Origin of the sequence: Streptomyces sp. NPDC046900 (assembly GCF_040644975.1) — a bacterium.
GTDB lineage: Bacteria > Actinomycetota > Actinomycetes > Streptomycetales > Streptomycetaceae > Streptomyces.
On the sequence record NZ_JBEYXD010000007.1, the window covers coordinates 215,471 to 233,469 of the forward strand.

Annotated in this window: 12 protein-coding genes and 3 pseudogenes; 7 read left to right on the forward strand and 8 right to left on the reverse strand. The window is 69.2% G+C overall.

Annotated features, from left to right (window positions below; all coding sequences use genetic code 11):
• Positions 1–95 precede the first annotated feature (95 nt).
• Positions 96–275 (reverse strand): annotated as a pseudogene (locus tag ABZ904_RS10530) (hypothetical protein); the annotation flags it as partial.
• Between the two features lie 7 nt (positions 276–282).
• Here ABZ904_RS10530 and ABZ904_RS10535 point away from each other — a divergent pair.
• Positions 283–468: pseudogene (locus ABZ904_RS10535) on the forward strand (ABC transporter permease); the annotation flags it as partial.
• 116 nt (positions 469–584) lie between these two features.
• Here ABZ904_RS10535 and ABZ904_RS10540 read toward each other — a convergent pair.
• The gene (locus tag ABZ904_RS10540) at positions 585–1,469 is read right to left on the reverse strand and encodes a helix-turn-helix transcriptional regulator (protein ID WP_360992204.1); all 885 of its coding nucleotides are present in this window, start codon (positions 1,467–1,469) and stop codon (positions 585–587) included.
• Between the two features lie 182 nt (positions 1,470–1,651).
• Between ABZ904_RS10540 and ABZ904_RS10545 the strand changes: the two genes are divergently transcribed.
• From ABZ904_RS10545 to ABZ904_RS10555, 3 genes are all read left to right on the forward strand, one after another.
• Positions 1,652–2,611 carry an SDR family NAD(P)-dependent oxidoreductase gene (locus ABZ904_RS10545; RefSeq protein ID WP_359400287.1) on the forward strand — a complete coding sequence of 320 codons (960 nt, stop codon included), beginning with the start codon at positions 1,652–1,654 and terminating at the stop codon, positions 2,609–2,611.
• Positions 2,612–2,886: 275 nt separating this feature from the next.
• A complete protein-coding gene (locus ABZ904_RS10550) occupies positions 2,887–4,101 on the forward strand; it encodes an acyltransferase (RefSeq protein ID WP_359400289.1) in 1,215 nt (404 codons plus the stop codon).
• A 627-nt stretch (positions 4,102–4,728) separates the two neighbouring features.
• Positions 4,729–5,472 carry an SGNH/GDSL hydrolase family protein gene (locus ABZ904_RS10555; protein ID WP_359400305.1) on the forward strand — a complete coding sequence of 248 codons (744 nt, stop codon included), beginning with the start codon at positions 4,729–4,731 and terminating at the stop codon, positions 5,470–5,472.
• 151 nt (positions 5,473–5,623) lie between these two features.
• Here the strand turns inward: ABZ904_RS10555 and ABZ904_RS10560 are convergent, their stop codons facing one another.
• Entirely contained in the window at positions 5,624–6,559 is a 936-nt protein-coding gene (locus ABZ904_RS10560) for a GAF and ANTAR domain-containing protein (RefSeq protein WP_359400291.1), read from the reverse strand.
• A 252-nt stretch (positions 6,560–6,811) separates the two neighbouring features.
• Positions 6,812–7,372, reverse strand: a complete 561-nt coding sequence (locus ABZ904_RS10565) for a Fur family transcriptional regulator (RefSeq protein ID WP_359400293.1) — start codon at positions 7,370–7,372, stop codon at positions 6,812–6,814.
• 477 nt (positions 7,373–7,849) lie between these two features.
• On the opposite strand from ABZ904_RS10565, the gene ABZ904_RS10570 reads away from it, so the two are divergent.
• The 3 genes from ABZ904_RS10570 to ABZ904_RS10580 all read left to right on the forward strand — a co-directional run bounded on the left by ABZ904_RS10570 (position 7,850) and on the right by ABZ904_RS10580 (position 12,680).
• Entirely contained in the window at positions 7,850–8,986 is a 1,137-nt protein-coding gene (locus tag ABZ904_RS10570; protein WP_361822435.1) for a PP2C family protein-serine/threonine phosphatase, read from the forward strand.
• Between the two features lie 267 nt (positions 8,987–9,253).
• On the forward strand, positions 9,254–11,785 hold the full coding sequence (locus ABZ904_RS10575; protein WP_361822438.1) for a SpoIIE family protein phosphatase: 2,532 nt from the start codon (positions 9,254–9,256) through the stop codon (positions 11,783–11,785).
• Between the two features lie 22 nt (positions 11,786–11,807).
• A complete protein-coding gene (locus ABZ904_RS10580) occupies positions 11,808–12,680 on the forward strand; it encodes an amidohydrolase family protein (protein WP_361822440.1) in 873 nt (290 codons plus the stop codon).
• A 78-nt stretch (positions 12,681–12,758) separates the two neighbouring features.
• On the opposite strand, the gene ABZ904_RS10585 is transcribed toward ABZ904_RS10580, so the two are convergent.
• The 4 genes and pseudogenes from ABZ904_RS10585 to ABZ904_RS10600 form a co-directional block, all read right to left on the reverse strand.
• The gene (locus tag ABZ904_RS10585) at positions 12,759–13,235 is read right to left on the reverse strand and encodes a (2Fe-2S)-binding protein (protein ID WP_360992187.1); all 477 of its coding nucleotides are present in this window, start codon (positions 13,233–13,235) and stop codon (positions 12,759–12,761) included.
• A gap of 8 nt (positions 13,236–13,243) precedes the next feature.
• On the reverse strand, positions 13,244–15,580 hold the full coding sequence (locus ABZ904_RS10590; RefSeq protein ID WP_360992184.1) for a molybdopterin cofactor-binding domain-containing protein: 2,337 nt from the start codon (positions 15,578–15,580) through the stop codon (positions 13,244–13,246).
• Positions 15,581–16,328: 748 nt separating this feature from the next.
• Entirely contained in the window at positions 16,329–16,844 is a 516-nt protein-coding gene (locus ABZ904_RS10595) for a lamin tail domain-containing protein (RefSeq protein WP_360992181.1), read from the reverse strand.
• Between the two features lie 842 nt (positions 16,845–17,686).
• Positions 17,687–17,999: pseudogene (locus tag ABZ904_RS10600) on the reverse strand (hypothetical protein); the annotation flags it as partial.

The window sequence follows — 17,999 nt, forward strand, 5'->3', positions numbered from 1 at the left end:
GGACCGTCACGCCTGGGGGCGGGGGCAGGGGGCCCAGCGGGGAGGCGCAGGCCGGTCCTGCCTGGGTGTCAGACGCACCCCACCGACATCGCTCGTCAGGCGCAGCCCGCCGGCACCGCCCGTGACGCGTCGTCGATCAGCGCCTGGTGGGCCGCCTTCAGGCGCCCCACGTCGGGCTTGATCACCTTGCGGTCGTACGTCATCAGGCCGTTGAGCTCGCCCTCGATGTCCGAGATCTGCGTGTACACCGCGCGGTTGTCACCACGGCAGGCCAGCACGTGGCTCACGGGCGGGTTCGGTTTCATCAGCGGCTCGCTCGTCGGCGTGGCCCTGTTGAAGGTGATCCAGAACGTGATCAACCAGATCGGCTCCCTGGACTCCGCCTACCAACAGGTCGTCAGCGGCGCGTTCCTGGCGGTCGTGGTCGTCGCACAGACCTGGCTCGGGCGCCGTCAACGCGTGTTGTGAACCGCGGTCGGCGAGGCCGAGTCGGACGCTTCGGCGTCCGGAGGCGCCATCGCCCGGCCCCGGGCGCCACCGGCGCTCGGGGCCCCGCCGCCTCTGCACGTCGACGGGCGCGGTCGTCAGGCGGCCGGGTGCGGGTCCACCAGTGGTTCGCCGGTCCAGCTCGCGAGGAGGCCCAGAGCCTCTTCGGACGCGCTGCCGGGTTCAGCGGTGTAGAGGCCGAGGATCTGGTCCGGGTCGCCGGTGACGGCCAGCGCTTCGTAGTCCAGGGTCAGGTCGCCGACCAGCGGATGGTGGAAGTGCTTGGTTCCGTACGTACGGCGCTTGATGTCGTGATCGGCCCACCAGGTCCGGAAGTCGGTGTCTTTCAGCGACAGTTCACCGACGAGTTCGGCGAGCTGCGGGTCGTGCGGGTGCTGACCGGCGTAGAGGTGCAGGGCGGCGACGCTCGAGCGGGCGATGCCCTCCCAGTCGTCGTAGAGGCTGCGGGCGGCATCGTCGAGGAAGATGAACCGCGCCATGTTGCGCTCTCGCCGGGGCAGTGCGTCGAAGTCCGTGTACAGGGCCCGGAACAGGCGATTGGTGGCCAGGACGTCGGTGCGGCGGCCGATGACCAGCGCCGGTACGTCGGTCAGCTTGTCCAGGAGCCGGTACAGCGCGGGGCGCACCCGTTGCGGCGGCAGCGGACGAGGCCGGCGCCGGGTCGGCCTCGCCAGAGCGAACAGATGACTGCGTTCGTCGCCGCTCAGTCCCAGCGCCCGTGCGACGGCGTCGAGGACGGCATCGGAGACGTTGGTTCCGCGTCCGCGTTCCAGACGTACGTAGTAGTCGACGCTGACACCGGCGAGCTGGGCGACCTCCTCGCGACGCAGCCCCGGCACACGACGGACCGTGGAGGCGGGGGGCAGGCCGGCCTGCACCGGTGAGATCTTCGCCCGGCGGGTGCGAAGGAACTCCCCGAGCTCGCTCATGTGGCCGCCGGTCGCAGCATCGTGTGCACTCATGCGTGCCACGCTACGCCGCCGGACCGCCCGGATGGCCGGCGAAAGGGGTACTGCTGGACCCCCGGTCGGAGCGTGCCCCTTGTGGCCCTCTGACCAGCGATTTCGGCTGATTCCATGGAGTCACCCGGAAGGATTCCGGGCCCTGCCGCGAGGCGGCGGGACACAGGGAAAGGCTGAACTTCATGACCGACGACGGACGCATCACCACACCGTTCGGCGCCCAGACCACCGCCGCCGAGGTGGTCAAAGGTGTCGATCTCACCGGCCTCCGGGCGATCGTGACCGGAGGGTCCTCGGGCATCGGCGTGGAAACCGCGCGTGCCCTGGCGGCCGCGGGGGCCGAGGTGACCCTCGCCGTACGCGATCTCGAAGCGGGTAAGAAGGTCGCCGAGGACATCAGCGCCGGCACGGGCAACGACCGGGTCCTGGTCTCGCCGCTGGACCTGGCCGACCAGTCGTCGATCAGGGCATTCGTCGCGGACTGGCGTGGCCCGCTGCACATTCTGGTGAACAACGCGGGAGTGATGGCCTCCCCCGAGACCCGTACCGCCGCGGGGTGGGAACTCCAGTTCGCCACCAACCACCTTGGGCACTTCGCTCTGACGACCGGTCTGCACGACGCACTCAAGGCGGCCGACGGCGCACGCGTCGTCGTCGTCAGTTCGGTGGGGCACATCAACGGGGACGTCCGCTTCGACGACATCCATTTCGAACGGGACCCGTACGACGCCTGGGCCGCCTACAGCCAGTCCAAGACGGCGAACATCCTGTTCGCGGTGGAGGCGGCGAAGCGCTGGGCCGACGACGGCATCAGCGTCAACGCGCTCAACCCGGGGCGCATCGCCGAGACCAACCTCGCCCGGCACATCGGCACCCCGACCAACGCCCCGGCGTCCTTCGAGCCCGGCAAGAACTCCGGGGTGTCCGTGAAGAACATCGAGCAGGGCGCCGCCACGTCTGTTCTGCTCGCCGCATCCCCACTGGTGGCAGGCGTCACCGGCAGGTACTTCGAGGACTGTAACGAGGCCGGTCCGCACCAGCCCGGTCTTCGCCGCGGCGTGGCCGGCTACGCCCTGGACGAGCGGAGCGCCGCCCGTCTGTGGCAGGTCTCCCTGGACATGCTCGCCTCCGCCGCCAACTGAGGAGTAGCGGATTCCGCCGAACCGGTTTCGTCACAGGCGCGGCCCGGTCCGTCCGCAAGGAATCCCACGAGACTCCCCCGCCGCTGGTCATGTGCCGGACGCGCCCCGTGCGCGGTCCGGCCGGACCGGGTCCACAGCGGGCTCCGGCCGCCCGGCCCTTTTCGGACCTTTGGAGAAACGCCGACGTGCAGCTTCGGTACTCGTCCACGCCAGTGTGACATTGCCTACGGGACCGGATTGAAAAACGGCGAGCGGGCAAGGTGCCCCTCCATGCCATGTACAAACGCCCCCAGGCAGGTGACTCGATGACGACGGCGACCAAGGCGGTGCGCGACCCGTCGGCCACCGCGACCCGCGCCAAGGCTCCTCCGCCGGTGCCCGTGTTGCCGTCCCTCACCGGACTGCGGTGGGTGGCCGCGCTGCTGGTCTTCGGACTGCACGTGCGCAATTTCGGCTACTTCTCAGGCACCGGCGACCACATCATGACGTGGGCGTTCGGGGCCGGAGCGAACGGTGTGTCGTTCTTCTTCGTGCTGTCCGGATTCGTACTGATGTGGTCGGTGCGGCCGAACGACCGTGCCCTCGCCTTCTGGCGGCGGCGCTTCGCCCGTATCTACCCGGTCCATCTGGCGACCGTCGTGATCGCTCTGTTCATGGCCTACACGCTGGCCCATCAGGCAAGACCGACACCGACCCAGGCACTGGCCAATGTGCTTCTGGTGCATTCCTGGTGGCGCCCGTGGTGGCAGACGCTGAACCCGGTCAGCTGGTCGCTGACCTGCGAGGCCTTCTTCTACGCGGCCTTCCCGCTGCTGGTCCTTCTGCTGCGCCGCGTCGGCACCCGGGGAGCGGCGGCCGTGGCCGGCGGATCGGTGCTGGCGGTACTTGCCCTGGCCTGGGCGGACGCGCACGACACGCTGGGCCAGCCGCTCAATTCCTTCCCCGCCGCTCGACTGCCCGAGTTCGTCCTCGGTGCCGCCCTCGCCCGGCTGGTGCTGCTCGGCCGCTGGCGTGGACCCGGCCTTGAGGCCTCTCTTGCGCTGGCCCTCATCGGCTACTTCTTCGTCCCGCAGGTCACCGCCGGGTATCCGGCCACGACCTGCACCATCGTGGGCTTCGCTCTGCTCATCCCGGCAGCCGCGGTCGCGGACCTGCACGACCTGCCCTCGCTGTGGCGCAATCGGCGGATGGTACGGCTGGGCGAACTCTCGTTCGCCTTCTACATGGTCCACCTGCTGGTTCTGCGGGCGGGCACCGATCTGCTCGGCACCTCGCCGCGCTTCGGCCTGCTCGGGGCCCTGGCCGCCACCGCCGTCGCGTTCACCGTGTCGCTCGGCCTGTCCTGGGTCCTGTACGAGGCGGTGGAGCGTCCCGCAAGACGGCTGCTGCTCCGCAGTCGCCGTCCGGCCAAGAAGCTTCCGGCACCGGCGACCGCCGGGTCGGAGCCGAGCAAGCCCGACCGTGACGCTTCGCGCGCTGCGCCCGACTGAGACGTCCGGCCGGTCCGGCTCGAGCCAGGCCGGGCGATGGCCGCTCCGCACGTCCGGGCGTGCTCCGCACGTCCGGGCGGCCGACGGCGCCTCAGCTCCCCGACCGCACGCTCCCTGCTGCTCCTCTTGAGTGAAGCCTCTGCCTCAAGTGGAGCTTGAGGGTGTGCGAGCGTCGCGAGGCGCCGAGCCGAAACGATGCCGGCGCCGGTCGTGGTCAGCAGGGCCAGGTCCACGTCCTGAAACGCCCTGCGGCTTGCCGCCGTTCGACCTGAACCGCGGGGCCCCGGCGGTAGGAGCGCCCCGGCGCAGCCCGTCGGGCGGCCCCGGCAGTCTTGGCGCGACACGCTGGAAGGACTCCGCAACTGACGCCAAATCAGTCCCCGACTCGGCCTCGTTGAGCTGCACTTCCGAGCTGGGCACATCTCAACCGTACGCTTCAGGCCCGTTGGCCGAATCACACGCCTATCTGGCATGAACGGGGTGTCTACGCGCAAAGAATCTTTGACATGAACACTTCCGCTGAGTCGTTGCTGGTTGTACCAAATGAGAGCCAGCATTCCCGCTCCGGGAGGTTCCGTGAGACGCATCAAGTCGCTGTCAGCTCTTGCCACGCTGAGCGTCGCGATCATGTTCAGCCTGGTCATCGGTGGTCCGGCCTACGCTGCCGGGCCCGCGTACGTCGCCCTGGGAGACTCGTACTCGGCCGGTAACGGCGCAGGTAACTACGACAGTTCGAGCGGCTCCTGCCACCGCAGCTTCAGCGCCTACCCGTACCTGTGGAAGAACGCCCACGCCCCGTCCTCGTTCGCCGACACCTCATGCTCGGGCGCAGTCACCACCGATGTGACGAACAATCAGCTCGGCCCGCTGAACTCCTCCACCGGACTCGTCTCCCTCACCATCGGGGGCAATGACGCCGGGTTCTCGGATGTCATGACCACCTGCGTGGCCGGCTCCGACTCCGACTGCGTCAACCGGGTCAGCCAGGCCGAGAGCTACGCCCAGAACACGCTTCCCGCCCGTCTGGACGCCACCTACAACGCCATCCGCGCCAAGGCGCCCAACGCCAAGGTGGTCGTGCTGGGCTACCCGCACATGTACACCCTCAACGTCTTCTGCGTCGGTCTCAGCGACACCAAACACCGCAAGATCGACGAGGCCGCCGACGTCCTCGACAACGTCATCGCCAGCCGCGCGGCCGCGCACGGCTTCGTCTTCGGCGACGTACGCAACGGCTTCAGCGGGCATGAGCTGTGCTCCGGCGACGGCTGGCTGCACTCCCTGGTGGTCTCACCGAGCTGGGAGTCGTACCACCCGACCGCGACCGGCCACTCGAGCGGTTACTACCCCGCGCTGAACGCGAACAGCTGACCTTCCTCACGAACGAACTGGCGCCTGGCGGGCCTCTGTCCACCGCAATTTGTGGACAGGGGCTCTGCCGCCGTTCGATGCAGGCCCCGTACGGCAAGGGCGACAGCCGTGACGTCGACGAGCACGTGAGGCGGGTTCAGGCGATCACCGTTCACCGCCCCCGTCCGTCGCCACCACAGCCACGCCGACCGCTGTCCTGGCCGTGACTGCCCTTCGGCTCCGGCCCGAAGCCGAGCCTGCGGGAGACGACGTCCCGGGCCACTTCACTGACCGTACGACCCTGAACGAACGCACGGGCCCGCATACGGTCCAGCGCCTGGCCGGGATCCGCATTGAGCTGCATCATCACCATCCCGACCGCCTGATGGACCTCGCTGTGGTCGGCCTCACAAGCATCCACCCACGACGCGACATCGTCCTCGGCTCCCCGCCCGGTGCTCTCATGCACCGGCTGCAGGTTCAGCACCGCGAGCGTCACCGCGTCCCGCGTACACAGGGCGATCCTCAGTTCACGTTCCGACAGCGGTCCGGCCGTCTCGCGATAGAGGTCGAGCGTTCCGATCGCCGCGCCGCTGACGCCGAGCGGCAGCGAGAACACCGCACGCACACCCAGTTGCACCGCCTCATCGGCGAAGAAAGGCCAGCGGCGGGCATCCGGCCCCCGGCCCAGGTCCGCGGCGAGCACCGGGGCGGCACGATCCAGCGCCGTCTGGCACGGGCCGTCCCCCAGGGTGTACTGGGCCTCGGCCAGCCGGGCGGCCGTGCTGTCACTGGCACACCAGGTGGCCCGCACACCTGGTCCACCGGCGATCGACACGGAGGCGCCGCTGATCGGCAGCAGCCCCAGACAGGCGTGGCACAGGGCTGCGGGAACCCGTCGTACATCGACACCTCTGGCGGCGGTCCGCAGGATCCCAGTGATGCGCAGTCGTTCGTCCGCCCCTGACGGCCGGCGGTCGCCGGGCTGGTCGGGGTGGTCGGACCGCATTGTCATCACCCCCGTGTCGTCACGCACGGTCAGCAGACCTGATCCACCGGTGTCGCCGTCCGTCGGCCACTGGACGCCCGACGGCGTCTGCTCGCGCACCGGTGACGACCGTGGTCGACCGCGCTTTCTTCCTCTCAGCGTGACGAGTGCCCAAACCCTGGCAGCACTGCACGTCCCCTGTGCACGGTTTCTCGCGTCGGGGCGTGCCCATCTGAGGGGCGGTCACGCTCTGCCATCGCGCGGCTGCGTCGACCGAGCGGGCAGAGCCGGCCGGGGGTCGCAGCGGCTGGGCATCGCCACCGGAGGCGGTCCGGCGGCGATGCCCTCGATCGTGGTGCCGCGCCGGTCCCCTCAGCCGGTGGCCGGGCCCTCAGGCAGGTCATTCGCGGGACCGTCCCCTTCCGCCCGGGCGGAACAGTCGGGACAGGTGCCCCAGAAGGTCACCGCGGCCTCGCCGATCAGGTAGGTGGGGGGAAGCTGCGGCTCCAGACAGGGTGCGGCGCCGATCACGCACTCGACGTCGACGACGCAGCCGCAGGTCCGGCAGACGAAGTGGTGGTGATTGTCGTGCCTGTCGACCTCATAGCGCGCGCGATGGCCGGCGATGTGGGTGCAGCGCAGCAGAGCGGCTTCGGTGAGGACGCGCAGGACGTCGTAGGTGGCCTGGAGGGAGAGACGGCCGAGCACGCCCTGTGCTCGGTTGCGGATCGAGTCCACATCGGAGTGACCGCCGAGTTCCTCCACGGCGGCCAGCACGGCCATACGTGGAGCGGTGACCCGGAGCTGGGCCCGCTGCAGCCGGATCGCGGCGTCGGCCATGGGGTCGACCGTGGTGGTGGGCGCGTCCACTGTGGTCCGGGGGGTGCGATTCATGATGATCTCCGCCGAGGTGGCGACCTTGGGTGACCGCATCGCTGCGGTCCTGTTCCTCTCAGGTCCGTCCGCTCTGGAGTCATTCCAGAGACTACACATAGAGAACACCAAAGATTCCTAAAATAGAGTGAACTTCTCTAGCCACTTGAATCACTCCAAATTAGCGTAACAGGGAAGCAGCACGGCAAATAGGGACACAAGTCTTCAAGTGCTCGTGAGACTCAGCTCCGGTCTCCAGGAGCGACCGCTGCCGCGCGGCTCCCTCGCACCGGATTGGACGTGCAGACATGAGCGATCCGACGGCATGCATGACGCCGACCCGCCCCAATCCGACGCGCCTTCGACGGGGCTCCGGCGAACTGGGGATGAACGATGGTCCCTGAGACCAAGGCGGTCCTCGCGGCCATCAGACGCGCGACTCGCCCGCTCGGCCAAGACCTCGCACGCTTCAGGAGTCCACCGAACACGGCCGCCCGACGGTTCAGGCCGGCGTTGCTGAACCCTCCCTTGGTCATAGTGGCAGTGGTCGTCGCCAATGCCCTCGACGACCACATCATGGTCTACCGCTTGCTGGGAGCGGCCCCCGCGCTGGCCGCCGCCACCTTCTCGGCCGTCGGAACCCTTGGGATCGGGATCCTGGCCGTGGGCGTCGGCGTGGCCCTGGTAGACGCCGACCATGCCCTTTTCGAGACACCGGGCATGGTCACCTTCGGTGCGCTCGCGGTGATCACCCTGGCTGGTGTACACGCCAGCCGGGAGCGACAGAAGCAGGAACGCACTCTCGCCCAGGTCCGCCTTGTGGCCGACACGGCACAGCGGGCACTGCTGGGGCCGATGTCCCAGCACTGGGCGGAGGTCACCATCGACGGGCTCTACCGGGCAAGCGCCGCACAGGCCCGGATCGGCGGAGACTTCTACGAGGCGTACCGCACCCCGCACGGGGTCCGGATGCTCTTCGGAGACGTGCAGGGCAAGGGACTTCCGGCCGTCGACGCGGCTTCGGCCATCCTCGGGTCCTTCCGGTCGCACGCCCGGCAGGCGCCGGATCTGCCCGCGCTGGCGCAAGAGCTGGAATCCCATATGAACCACTACTACGAGGACTCCGTCGGCCAGGACGCCGGCGAGCACTTCATCACGGCGCTGCTCGTGGAGATCCCCGCCAGTGAGTATGTCGTCAGACTGCTCAACTGCGGCCATCCTGCCCCGCTGCTGCTGCACGACGGCGAGATGCACGAACTGGAACCCAGTGCCCCGTCACCGCCGATCAACATGGCGGGCCTCCTCGGCGGCGATTACCACGTGGACGTCGTTCCCTTCACGGTCGGGGACCGCCTGCTCCTCTACACGGACGGCATCACCGAGAGCCGGGACCGCACCGGGACCTTCTACCCGTTCACACAGCGAATCCGGCAGTGGGCCTCACAACCGCCGCGCCAGCTCCTGGAGAGCCTCGACCACGACCTGGCCACCTACAGCGACAGCCACGACGACGATCTCTCCGCCCTGGTCGTGCACCGTCTCAGGGCGGGCGAGCACGAGCAGGAGACGCCCTCACCGTCCCCGACCCTGCCGCAGCAGTCCCCGCACACATGGATGACGTCCAACCGGTCGCCCGGCGGGCAGAGACGAGCCGTTGTGACCGAAGGTCCGTGACGGGCGGCGACCTCCCTCGGCAGGGGAGCGGGAGCCGCGGACCGCTCCGCCGCCCGCCCGTGAAGGACCCGTGGACGGCAGAGGCATCAAACGGCAGAGGCAGCAAAGGAGACAGGCGAGAACGATGCACCCGGCAGCGGCTTTACCCCGCAGCCCGATGAAGCGAAGGGACGCAGAACCAAGCAGTAGCACAACGTCATTCCGAGCTTTCTCAACCGCTGACCAGTCAAGGGACGGCACGGCAGCGGGGAAGAGGAGGCGTATGTGATGCCCAGGCACAAGCACGACAGGCGAACACAACGAGGTCTCGCCAAGGTGACGGCCATCGCAAGTGGGCTACTCGCGGTGCTGATCAGTGCCATCTTCGCGCTCTTCATCTGGTCGGGTGACAACCTGCGCGAGACGGGGCTGGCAGAACGACAGTCCCATGCCGCTCTCGCCCAGAGCCGACGGGTCTCCTCCCTCATCTTCGACGTCGACTCGAGCCAGCGCGGCTTCATCATCACCAGAGAGCCCCAGTTCCTCGAGATGTGGAAGACCGCGCAGGCCCGCTTCCCCACGCAAGCCCAAGACCTCGTACGCGCCAGCGGCACCCTCGCCGAACGGAACCTGGCGCAGCAGATCAGCCGGGCCGGCCAGTCCTTCATCGGCCAGTACTCGACTCCTCTGATCGACGAGGCGCGGCACGGGGACCCGAAGGCCGGCAGCCCGGAGGCAACCCTCGAAGGCCAGCACAGGATCGACGCGTTGCGGGACCTTCTGCGCCGATACGTCGCGGTGGAACAGTCCGACGTCACGGCACGCGAGGCCGCCGCCGACGCGAGCGCGGGACGGGCGAAAGCCGTGGCGGCCGCGGGTACCGGATGCTCGATCCTCATCATCGCCGGCTACTCCGGATACGTCACCCGGGTCGTCGTCCGGCCCGTCCGCAAGGCGGCAACCGTGGCCACACGGCTCGCCTCGGGCGACCTGAGCGCCCGCATGCCGATGACCGGCAGGCACGAGATCGGCCGGCTGGAGACGGCCTTCAACACCATGGCCGACTCCTTGGAGGCCAGTCTTGGACACGCACGGCAGGCGTACCGACGCGTCAAGCTGCTCTACAAGGCGAGCATGGCGGTCGGTACCACCCTGGACGTGATGCGCACCGCTCAGGAACTGGTCGATGTGGCCGTACCGGGCTTCGCCGACTTCGCCACCGTGGACCTCGTGGTGTCCGTACTGCGCAGCGCGGAACCCGCGCCCGTCGGCGACTCACCGCCCCTGCAACGCGCGGCCCTCGGCGGCATCCACGACGACGTCCCGCTGGATCCTGTCGGCACCGTGCTCCAACGGCCCCAGCCGCCGGTACGAGGCCCCCGCTTCCTGCGGGAGGCGGTACTCGTGGGCGATCTCAGCGCCTGCACGCTCGGCTCCGACCAGCCGCGGGAAGCGGGCAGGCTCCACGGATCCGGGATCAATTCGATGATCATCGTCCCTCTGGTCACGCAGGGCGCCCTGCTGGGGATGGTCACGTTCTGGCGTTCGCGTTCCACACCCTTCGGCCCGCCGGACCTCTCCGACGCCGAAGGGCTGGCCGTCAAAGCCGCCGTCGCCATGGACAACGCCCGCCGGTACACCCACGAACGCGAGAGCGCGCTCACCCTGCAGCGCGCTCTGCTGCCGCAGCAACCACCCCAGCAGCCTGCCGTGGACGTCGCCTACCGCTATCTCCCCACCGGCACGCGAGCGGGCGTGGGCGGGGACTGGTTCGATGTCATCCCCTTGTCCAGCACGCGCGTGGCGCTGGTCGTGGGCGACATCGTGGGTCACGGCATCCAGGCGTCCGCCACCATGGGGCGCCTGCGCACGGCGGTACGCACCCTCGCCGACGTCGACCTGCCACCCGACGAGCTCCTCACCCATCTCGACGACCTCGTCGTCCATCTGGGCGACGGGGACACGAGCGGGGAGCGGGGCGCGACCTGCCTGTACGCCGTGTACGACCCGGTCTCCCGTCACTGCACTCTGGCCAGCGCCGGTCACCCACTGCCCTTCCTGATCGGCAAGGACGGCACGGTGGAGCCCGTCGCCGGGGAGAGCGGGCCACCCGTCGGGGTGGCGGATCTGCCCTTCGAGAACATCGAGCTCGAACTGGCGGAGGGCAGCACCCTTGCTCTGTACAGCGACGGACTCGTGGTGCACTCCGGCAGGCGGGACATCAGCGAGGGCCTCGCCCTGTTGCGCCAAGCGCTGGCGCCCGCGGCGGAGTCGCTGGAAGCCGCCTGTTCCCGCGTCATGGACACGCTGCTGACCGGCCCTCCCGAGGACGACGTCGTGCTGTTGCTCGCCCGGACCCGGGCTCTCACCCGCGACCAGGTCGCGAGCTGGGTCATCCCTGCCGAGCCGGAGCACGTGGCACATGCCCGCACCCTCGTGACCGAGCAGCTCAAGGCCTGGCGGCTCGAGGAGTCGTCGTTCGTGACCGAGCTGGTGGTCAGCGAACTCATAACCAACGCGATCCGCTACGGCGCCCCACCCATCCATCTACGGCTGGTCCGTGACAGCGCCCTGATCTGCGAGGTCTCCGACAGTAGCAACACCGCGCCCCATCTGCGACGGGCCCGCACCTTCGACGAGGGCGGCCGAGGTCTGCTGCTGGTCGCGCAGTTGACCCAGCGATGGGGCACCCGCCATGCCCGGGACCGCAAGACCATCTGGTGTGAACAGCCGCTTCCCTCCAGACCCGAGGCGTGTCGATCCCCCGGACCGGAGACCGCGGCGGGCCCCGGGTCGCCGGGCGAGTACAGTCCCGGCTGAGAGCGGAGGGAGCGATGTGGCGATGACCGATGCCGAGCGCGTGACGGCGTTCTGGTCACAGCTCGGCCTGCCGGGCCTGATCGACGTGCACACCCACTTCATGCCGACCCGGGTGATGGACAAGGTGTGGGCCTACTTCGACTCCGTGGGGCCCCTGGTCGGCCGGCCCTGGCCCATCGCCTACCGGGCCGAGGAGGACGAGCGGATCGCGACCCTGCGCGGCTTCGGCGCGCGTTCCTTCACCGCGATGCTCTACCCGCACAAACCCGCGATGGCAGCGTGGCTGAACTCATGGGCCGCCCAGTTCGCCGCCCGCACCCCCGACTGCCTGCACACCGCCACCTTCTTCCCGGAGCCGGAGGCCGCGCGGTACGTGCACGAAGCCGTGGAGAACGGCGCCCGCGTCTTCAAGTCCCACGTCCAGGTGGGGGCGTACGACCCCAATGACGAACTGCTCGAGCCGGTCTGGGGCCTGCTCGCGGAGGCCGGGATCCCCGTCGTCATCCACTCCGGTTCGGGGCCCGTGCCGGGCAAGCACACCGGCCCCGAACCCGTCGGCCGGCTGCTCGCACGCCACCCGAAGCTGCGCCTGATCATCGCCCACATGGGGATGCCCGAATACGGGGACTTCCTCGATCTGGCCGATCGCCACCCCGACGTCCATCTGGACACCACGATGGCCTTCACCGACTTCAGCGAGGAGGTCGCGCCGTTCCCCCCGGCCGAGCTCTCGCGGTTGACCGACCTCGGCGACCGGATCCTGCTCGGCACCGACTTCCCCAACATCCCTTACTCCTATGCCCACGCCCTGGAGGGGCTGGCCCGTCTCGACCTGGGGGACGACTGGCTTCGGGCGGTGTGCCACGACAACGCGGCCCGTCTGTTCGCCCTGTGAACCGGGACCGGGTCGCCGGCGAGCCAGATCCGCCGTGCCGCCCCGGGCCCGGCTCGCCGGCACGAACCGGACCTCGGCTCAGAACATCTTCGCGCCCGCCTCGATGGCCTCACGGATGCGGTGATACGTGCCGCACCGGCAGACGTTGCGTATCTCGTCCAGGTCCGCCTCGCTGATCTCGCGGCCCTCCTCCCGCGCCGCCCGGACCTTCGCGACGGCGGCCATGATCTGGCCGGGCTGACAGTAGCCGCACTGCGCGACGTCGTACTCCAGCCACGCCTCCTGCATCGGATGGAGCTCCTTGCCGACAGTGCCGGGCAGCCCCTCGATGGTCGTCACCTCGTCCGTCGGGCGCAGGTCCTTCACGGGAACCGAGCAGGGGTTGAAGGCCTTGCCGTTGATGTGACTCGTACAGGCCTGGCAGACGCCCAGTCCGCAGCCGTACTTGGGTCCGGTCACGCCCAGAACGTCCCGGAGCACCCACAGCAGTCGTACGTCGTCCTCGATGTCCACGGTCACGGCTCTGCCGTTGAGGATGAAGGTGTGTTCGGGCACGGGGACTCCTAGAAGGCGCGGCTGAGACCGTCGGTGGGGGACGCGGGGATCGGCGGTGTGGTGGGCAGCGGTTCGAAGCCGAGCGGTCCACCGTGGTTGATCGGGAAGGTCGTCGGCATGGTGCCGGTGGCGCGGCCGTAGGCACAGGCCACCGCGGCCATCGCGCCGGCAACGGCCAGCTCCCCCGCGCCGCCCGGAGAGCCGGTGGTCGGCGGCATGACGACGATCTCCAGCTCCGGCGGCGTGTTCCACTGCCGGGTGTAGAAGTAGTTGTCCCAACTGCCTTCCAAGAAGTGCCCGTTGTCGAGGTGGAGTCCGGAGGTGAGCGTGATCGCGATGCCGTCCATGATGCCGCCCATCATCTGGGCCTGCAGTCCACGGGGGTTGACGGCCAGGCCCACGTCGACGGCACACACGACCTTGGTGACACGGGGCCCGGTGAAGGCGTCGGGCACCTTGCGTCCGGTGGTCCCGGGGCGGCAGTCGATCTCGGCGAGGACCGCCACGCACGCGTGGTACTCGGGGTGGACGGCGATGCCCTGGGCCGTGCCCGCCGGCATGCTCCGGCCCCAGTCGCCGACCTCGGCGACCTTGTCGAGGACGGCCCGGGCCCGGTCGTCCTTGAGGAATTCGCGGCGGAAGCCGTAGGGGTCCTTGCCCAGCCGTTTCGCCAGCTCGTCCACCACCAGCTCCTGCGCGCACCGCACGTTGGGCGAGTAGATGTTGCGCATGGAGCCGGTGTTGAAGCCCTGGTCGGTCTCGCTGAGCAGCTGGGTGACGACGCCGAAGTTGTAGGGCGTCTGCTGGGTCAGCGTGAAGATCGTCTCGGAGAAGGTGAGGCCACCGACCGGCAGTTGCGCCACCTCGGACGTGATGATCTCCCCGACGCCGTGACCGAAGTCGGTGGCCACGGAGGTGTGGCGCTGGTCGTAGGTCAGCACCTGGCCGAGCGCGTAGGTGGCTCTCACGCGCGACGTCGACATGGGGTGCGTACGGCCCTGCCGGAAGTCGTCGGTGCGATGCCACATCAGCTTGACCGGCTTGCCCATCGCCTTGGAGATCTCGGCGGCCTCCGCGGCGGCGTCGTGGAAGAGCTTGCGGCCGAAGGAGCCACCGCCTTCGGTGACGTGGACCTTGACCGCGGTCACCGGCAGGCCCAGCTTCGCCGCGATCTGCTCCTGCGCGGTGATCGGGGACTTGAGGCCGGCCCATATCTCGGCCGAGTCCTGCCGTACGTCGGCTATCGCGCAGTTGGTCTCCAGCGCGCTGTTGCTGGCGAAATGGAAGGTGAAACGGGTGTCGACAGCCTTGGTCAGCAGACCGAGGGCGGCCAGCGGGAGTTCGGCCCTGCGCAGTTCGGCACGGATGGTGTCGTCGGAGGCTCCCTCCGCCGTACCCGGTCCCCAGGTGACCTTCAGCGCGCGCACCGCGTCGATGCACTGCCCGAAGGTGCGCCCGCGAACAGCCACGCCGGTGGAGATCCGTACGACATCGGTGATGCCGGGCATGACCCGCACCTCGTCGAGGTTGTCCACCGAGCGAACGGTGCCATTGATCGTCGGCGGTCGGCACACCATGGTCGGCAGGGCGCCGGACACCTGCAGGTCCATCGCGAACTTCTTGCGTCCGGTCACCGCCGCCAACGCGTCGATCCGCCGCTGCGGAGTCCCGATGACCTCGAAGTCGGCCGGCTTCTTGAGGGTGACCTCCACCTGTGTGGTCGTCACCGATGCGGCCTTCTCCGCCAGTTCGCCGTACGTCAGGCTCTTGCCGGTCGCAGCGGAGGTGATGATCCCCGCCTTGGCGGTCAGCGTGTCGATCACCTCGCCCAGTTCCAGAGCGGCGGCCTTGAGGAGTCTCCCTCGGGCCACGGCGGCGGCGACCCGGATGGGGGTGAAGGTGGAGATGGTGGTGTTCGACCCGCCGGTGAGCTGGTTGAACAGCAGCTCGGGCCGTGCGTCGGCGAGTGTCACCCGGATCCTGTCCAGCGGCAGATCCAGCTCCTCGGCGATGAGCATGGCGCTGGACGTGGTGACGCCCTGCCCGACCTCGGCCCTGGGCAGGGCGAAGGAGGCCGTGCCGTCGGCGTCGAGGCGGATCGTGATCAGGTTCGCGGTGGGCAGGGCGGCGTGCGTGAGCATGTCGTTGAGGTCGTAGATCTCCGCCGGCCCCGGCAGGGACGGCACAGCGGCAGCCGCCTCCTGCGGTGCGAGGGCCCCCTCCCCGAGCTGGGCCGCCACAGTGAGCGTGGAGGCGGCCACCACATAGCCGAGGAACCTCCGGCGGCCGATGCCGTCCGTCGCAAGCGCGGCTTCCGGCTGCTCCGGACGGCTGTGCGCTCCCATCAACTGTCCTCCAGGCAAGGTGATGTCCGCCGCTGATGGCGGGACCTCGACTGTGCATGGTTGGCGCGTTACTCGATAGATATCGGCAGCGCTTCAGCACGCAACGCGCACAAGTCGCTTCTCCTGTGAAGCGCTCGCAGCCTCCGGCGCACTGCGCGGCATCGGGGCACCGCCTGCCCGGCTGCGCTTCATCAAGACGCCCACCCGCGAGGTCCACGACACCGGTGCCATGGCAGCGCGCTTGCGCGACACCGGGACGGTCGACGCTGGATCGCCCCTGGCAACACGTCCACGAACCGGCCTGGTCCATGCGCTCCGAGCCGGTCCAACGGCCGCTCTTCCGCGGGGTCAGGGCCGCGCGCTCGGCTTGGAGGTCGGCCGAGGACTGAGCGGTGACGGCGGTGATCGTTGCCTCCCAGTCAGGAAAGGGGCGGCGGGTGTGGGGGCTCGGCATGGCGCAGGCGGCAGCGCCTCGGTCAGGCCGTGGTAGGCGGCGCGGCGCAGCGTCTGACGCGTGCCGAGCGGTGCGCCGGGGTCGAGGTCACGGTGGCGACGGACCGTGGGCGGGGCGGCATCAAGTCGGACGGCCGGGCTGCGTCGTTCACCCGGGCCGGTAGCGCGTCCCCGACGGGCCACTAGAGCGTACGACGGCGCGCCCGCCCGCGAGGGCCGACGCGCCGTCGGGTCGTGCCGGTCGGACCGCGCTTCCGCGCGCCGCGGTCACCGGCACATCCTTTCTGATGGCTTCTCAGTGGCCCCGGTGGTGCCCTCCGTAGTTCCGGTAGCCGCCGTCGCGGTCACGGTCACCGCCCAGGAAGAAGGTGTCGACGACACGGCCATAGGCGTTTCGCAGCGTGGCGGTGTCGTGGCGGCCTTCAAACACGCTGCGGCGGCGGTCCTGGTAGAGGTCGGTCCGGGTGTCGCGGCCGTACCCGGTGTGAACGCGGACCGTGGAACGGCCATCCAGGCGGTAGTGGTGGAAGGTGTAGGTGTGGCCGTCCCGGTCCGACAGCGTCCACCCGCTCAGGTTCACATCCCTCCGGGTGTTGTTGGTGATCTCCACCCACTCCCTGTTCAGAGAGCGGTTGGAGCGGTCCTGGCGACCCCAGGTGTCGGACTGCACATCGCTGATCTCGACCCGCGCGTTGCGCCCGCGCAGGTCGTGGTCGGCCGCGGACGCCGGCGGAACAAAGGCTCCGACCGCGGCAGCGGACGCGACAGCGGCGGCAGCCAGACGGCGAGCGGTCACGGAGGAAGCGGACACAGGCTCTCCCTGCAGGGTGAGGGCACGCCCTTGCACGGCAGCCGGGCCGCGCAACGAGGTCGTGCGAGTTGGGGCGTGCACGGCCAACCGGCCGCGCACCCACACCTTGATCCCGCAGACGGGCAATACGAGCGATACATCAGGCGTGTTACGAATTGCGGATATTTCTGTAACACTCGCCTGCATACCGCACCTATGAGTGTGAGGTAACGATTCTCCCGCTTGTCCGGTTCAACGCACCTGCAAGCAGCGCCTGCGACGCCGGCACAAGGCCATCCATCGCCCCCGTGCGAACCGGGTCGTCACCCGAAAGTGGGTCACAACGATCTGAGGCGGTCACCGCTCCGGTCCACCCGCGTGACAGCGCCCGGTACGGCCTCCGGCTCCTGGCTTGCATTGCGGCGGGCGGGGCCCGGCGTTGGAACCAAGTGTGAGGCACTTCGGCACTGCCGTGGCCCCCTGCCGCTCCGCTCCCGGCACCGGATCCGGCCGGAAAGGGCTGAAGAACGACGCACTGGGCATGTTCTCCCCGGTCATCACCGGCCTGGCCTCCACGGCCCCGGCCTCATGCCTCCCCGCCACGCTGGGCGACGACGAAGGAGGCCGAGGCCTGTCCATCATCGCCCAGATGACCGCGCACTGGGGGACGCGCTGCACACCCACCGGCAAGACCATCTGGACCGAGCAAACCCTGCCACCGCCGGACACCGAGCACTGTGCCTATGCCGACCGGTGGGGCGGAGAACTAGTCGTATTCGGATGTGCAGGAGCGTGTGTGAGTGTGCAGGAGCATGTACTGGTTCGTGGTGTTGCAGCGCGCACACGTCGCGTGGCCGACACTGTCAGTGTCGGCCGGTACCGTTCTTCCTGTTGCTCTCTTGAAAATGACCTGAGCTCTCTTGAAAATGACCTGAGCTGATGCGCGTCGGTGCAGGTCGAGCGGCTCCCTCTCGCGGGGTGACGGTGACGTCGAGGCCGAGGGCGGCGAGTTGGGCGATCAGGCGGCGGGTGTGTCTTTCCTTGCCGAGCCGGTTGGCGAAGTGGTCGGGGCCGAGGTCCCGGTAGGGGACCAGGTCGCGCAGGATGTGCCAGGCAGCGACCAGGATCGAGTGGCCGACCGCGATGGTGGCGCGCTTGGCTCCGCGGTGGGGTACG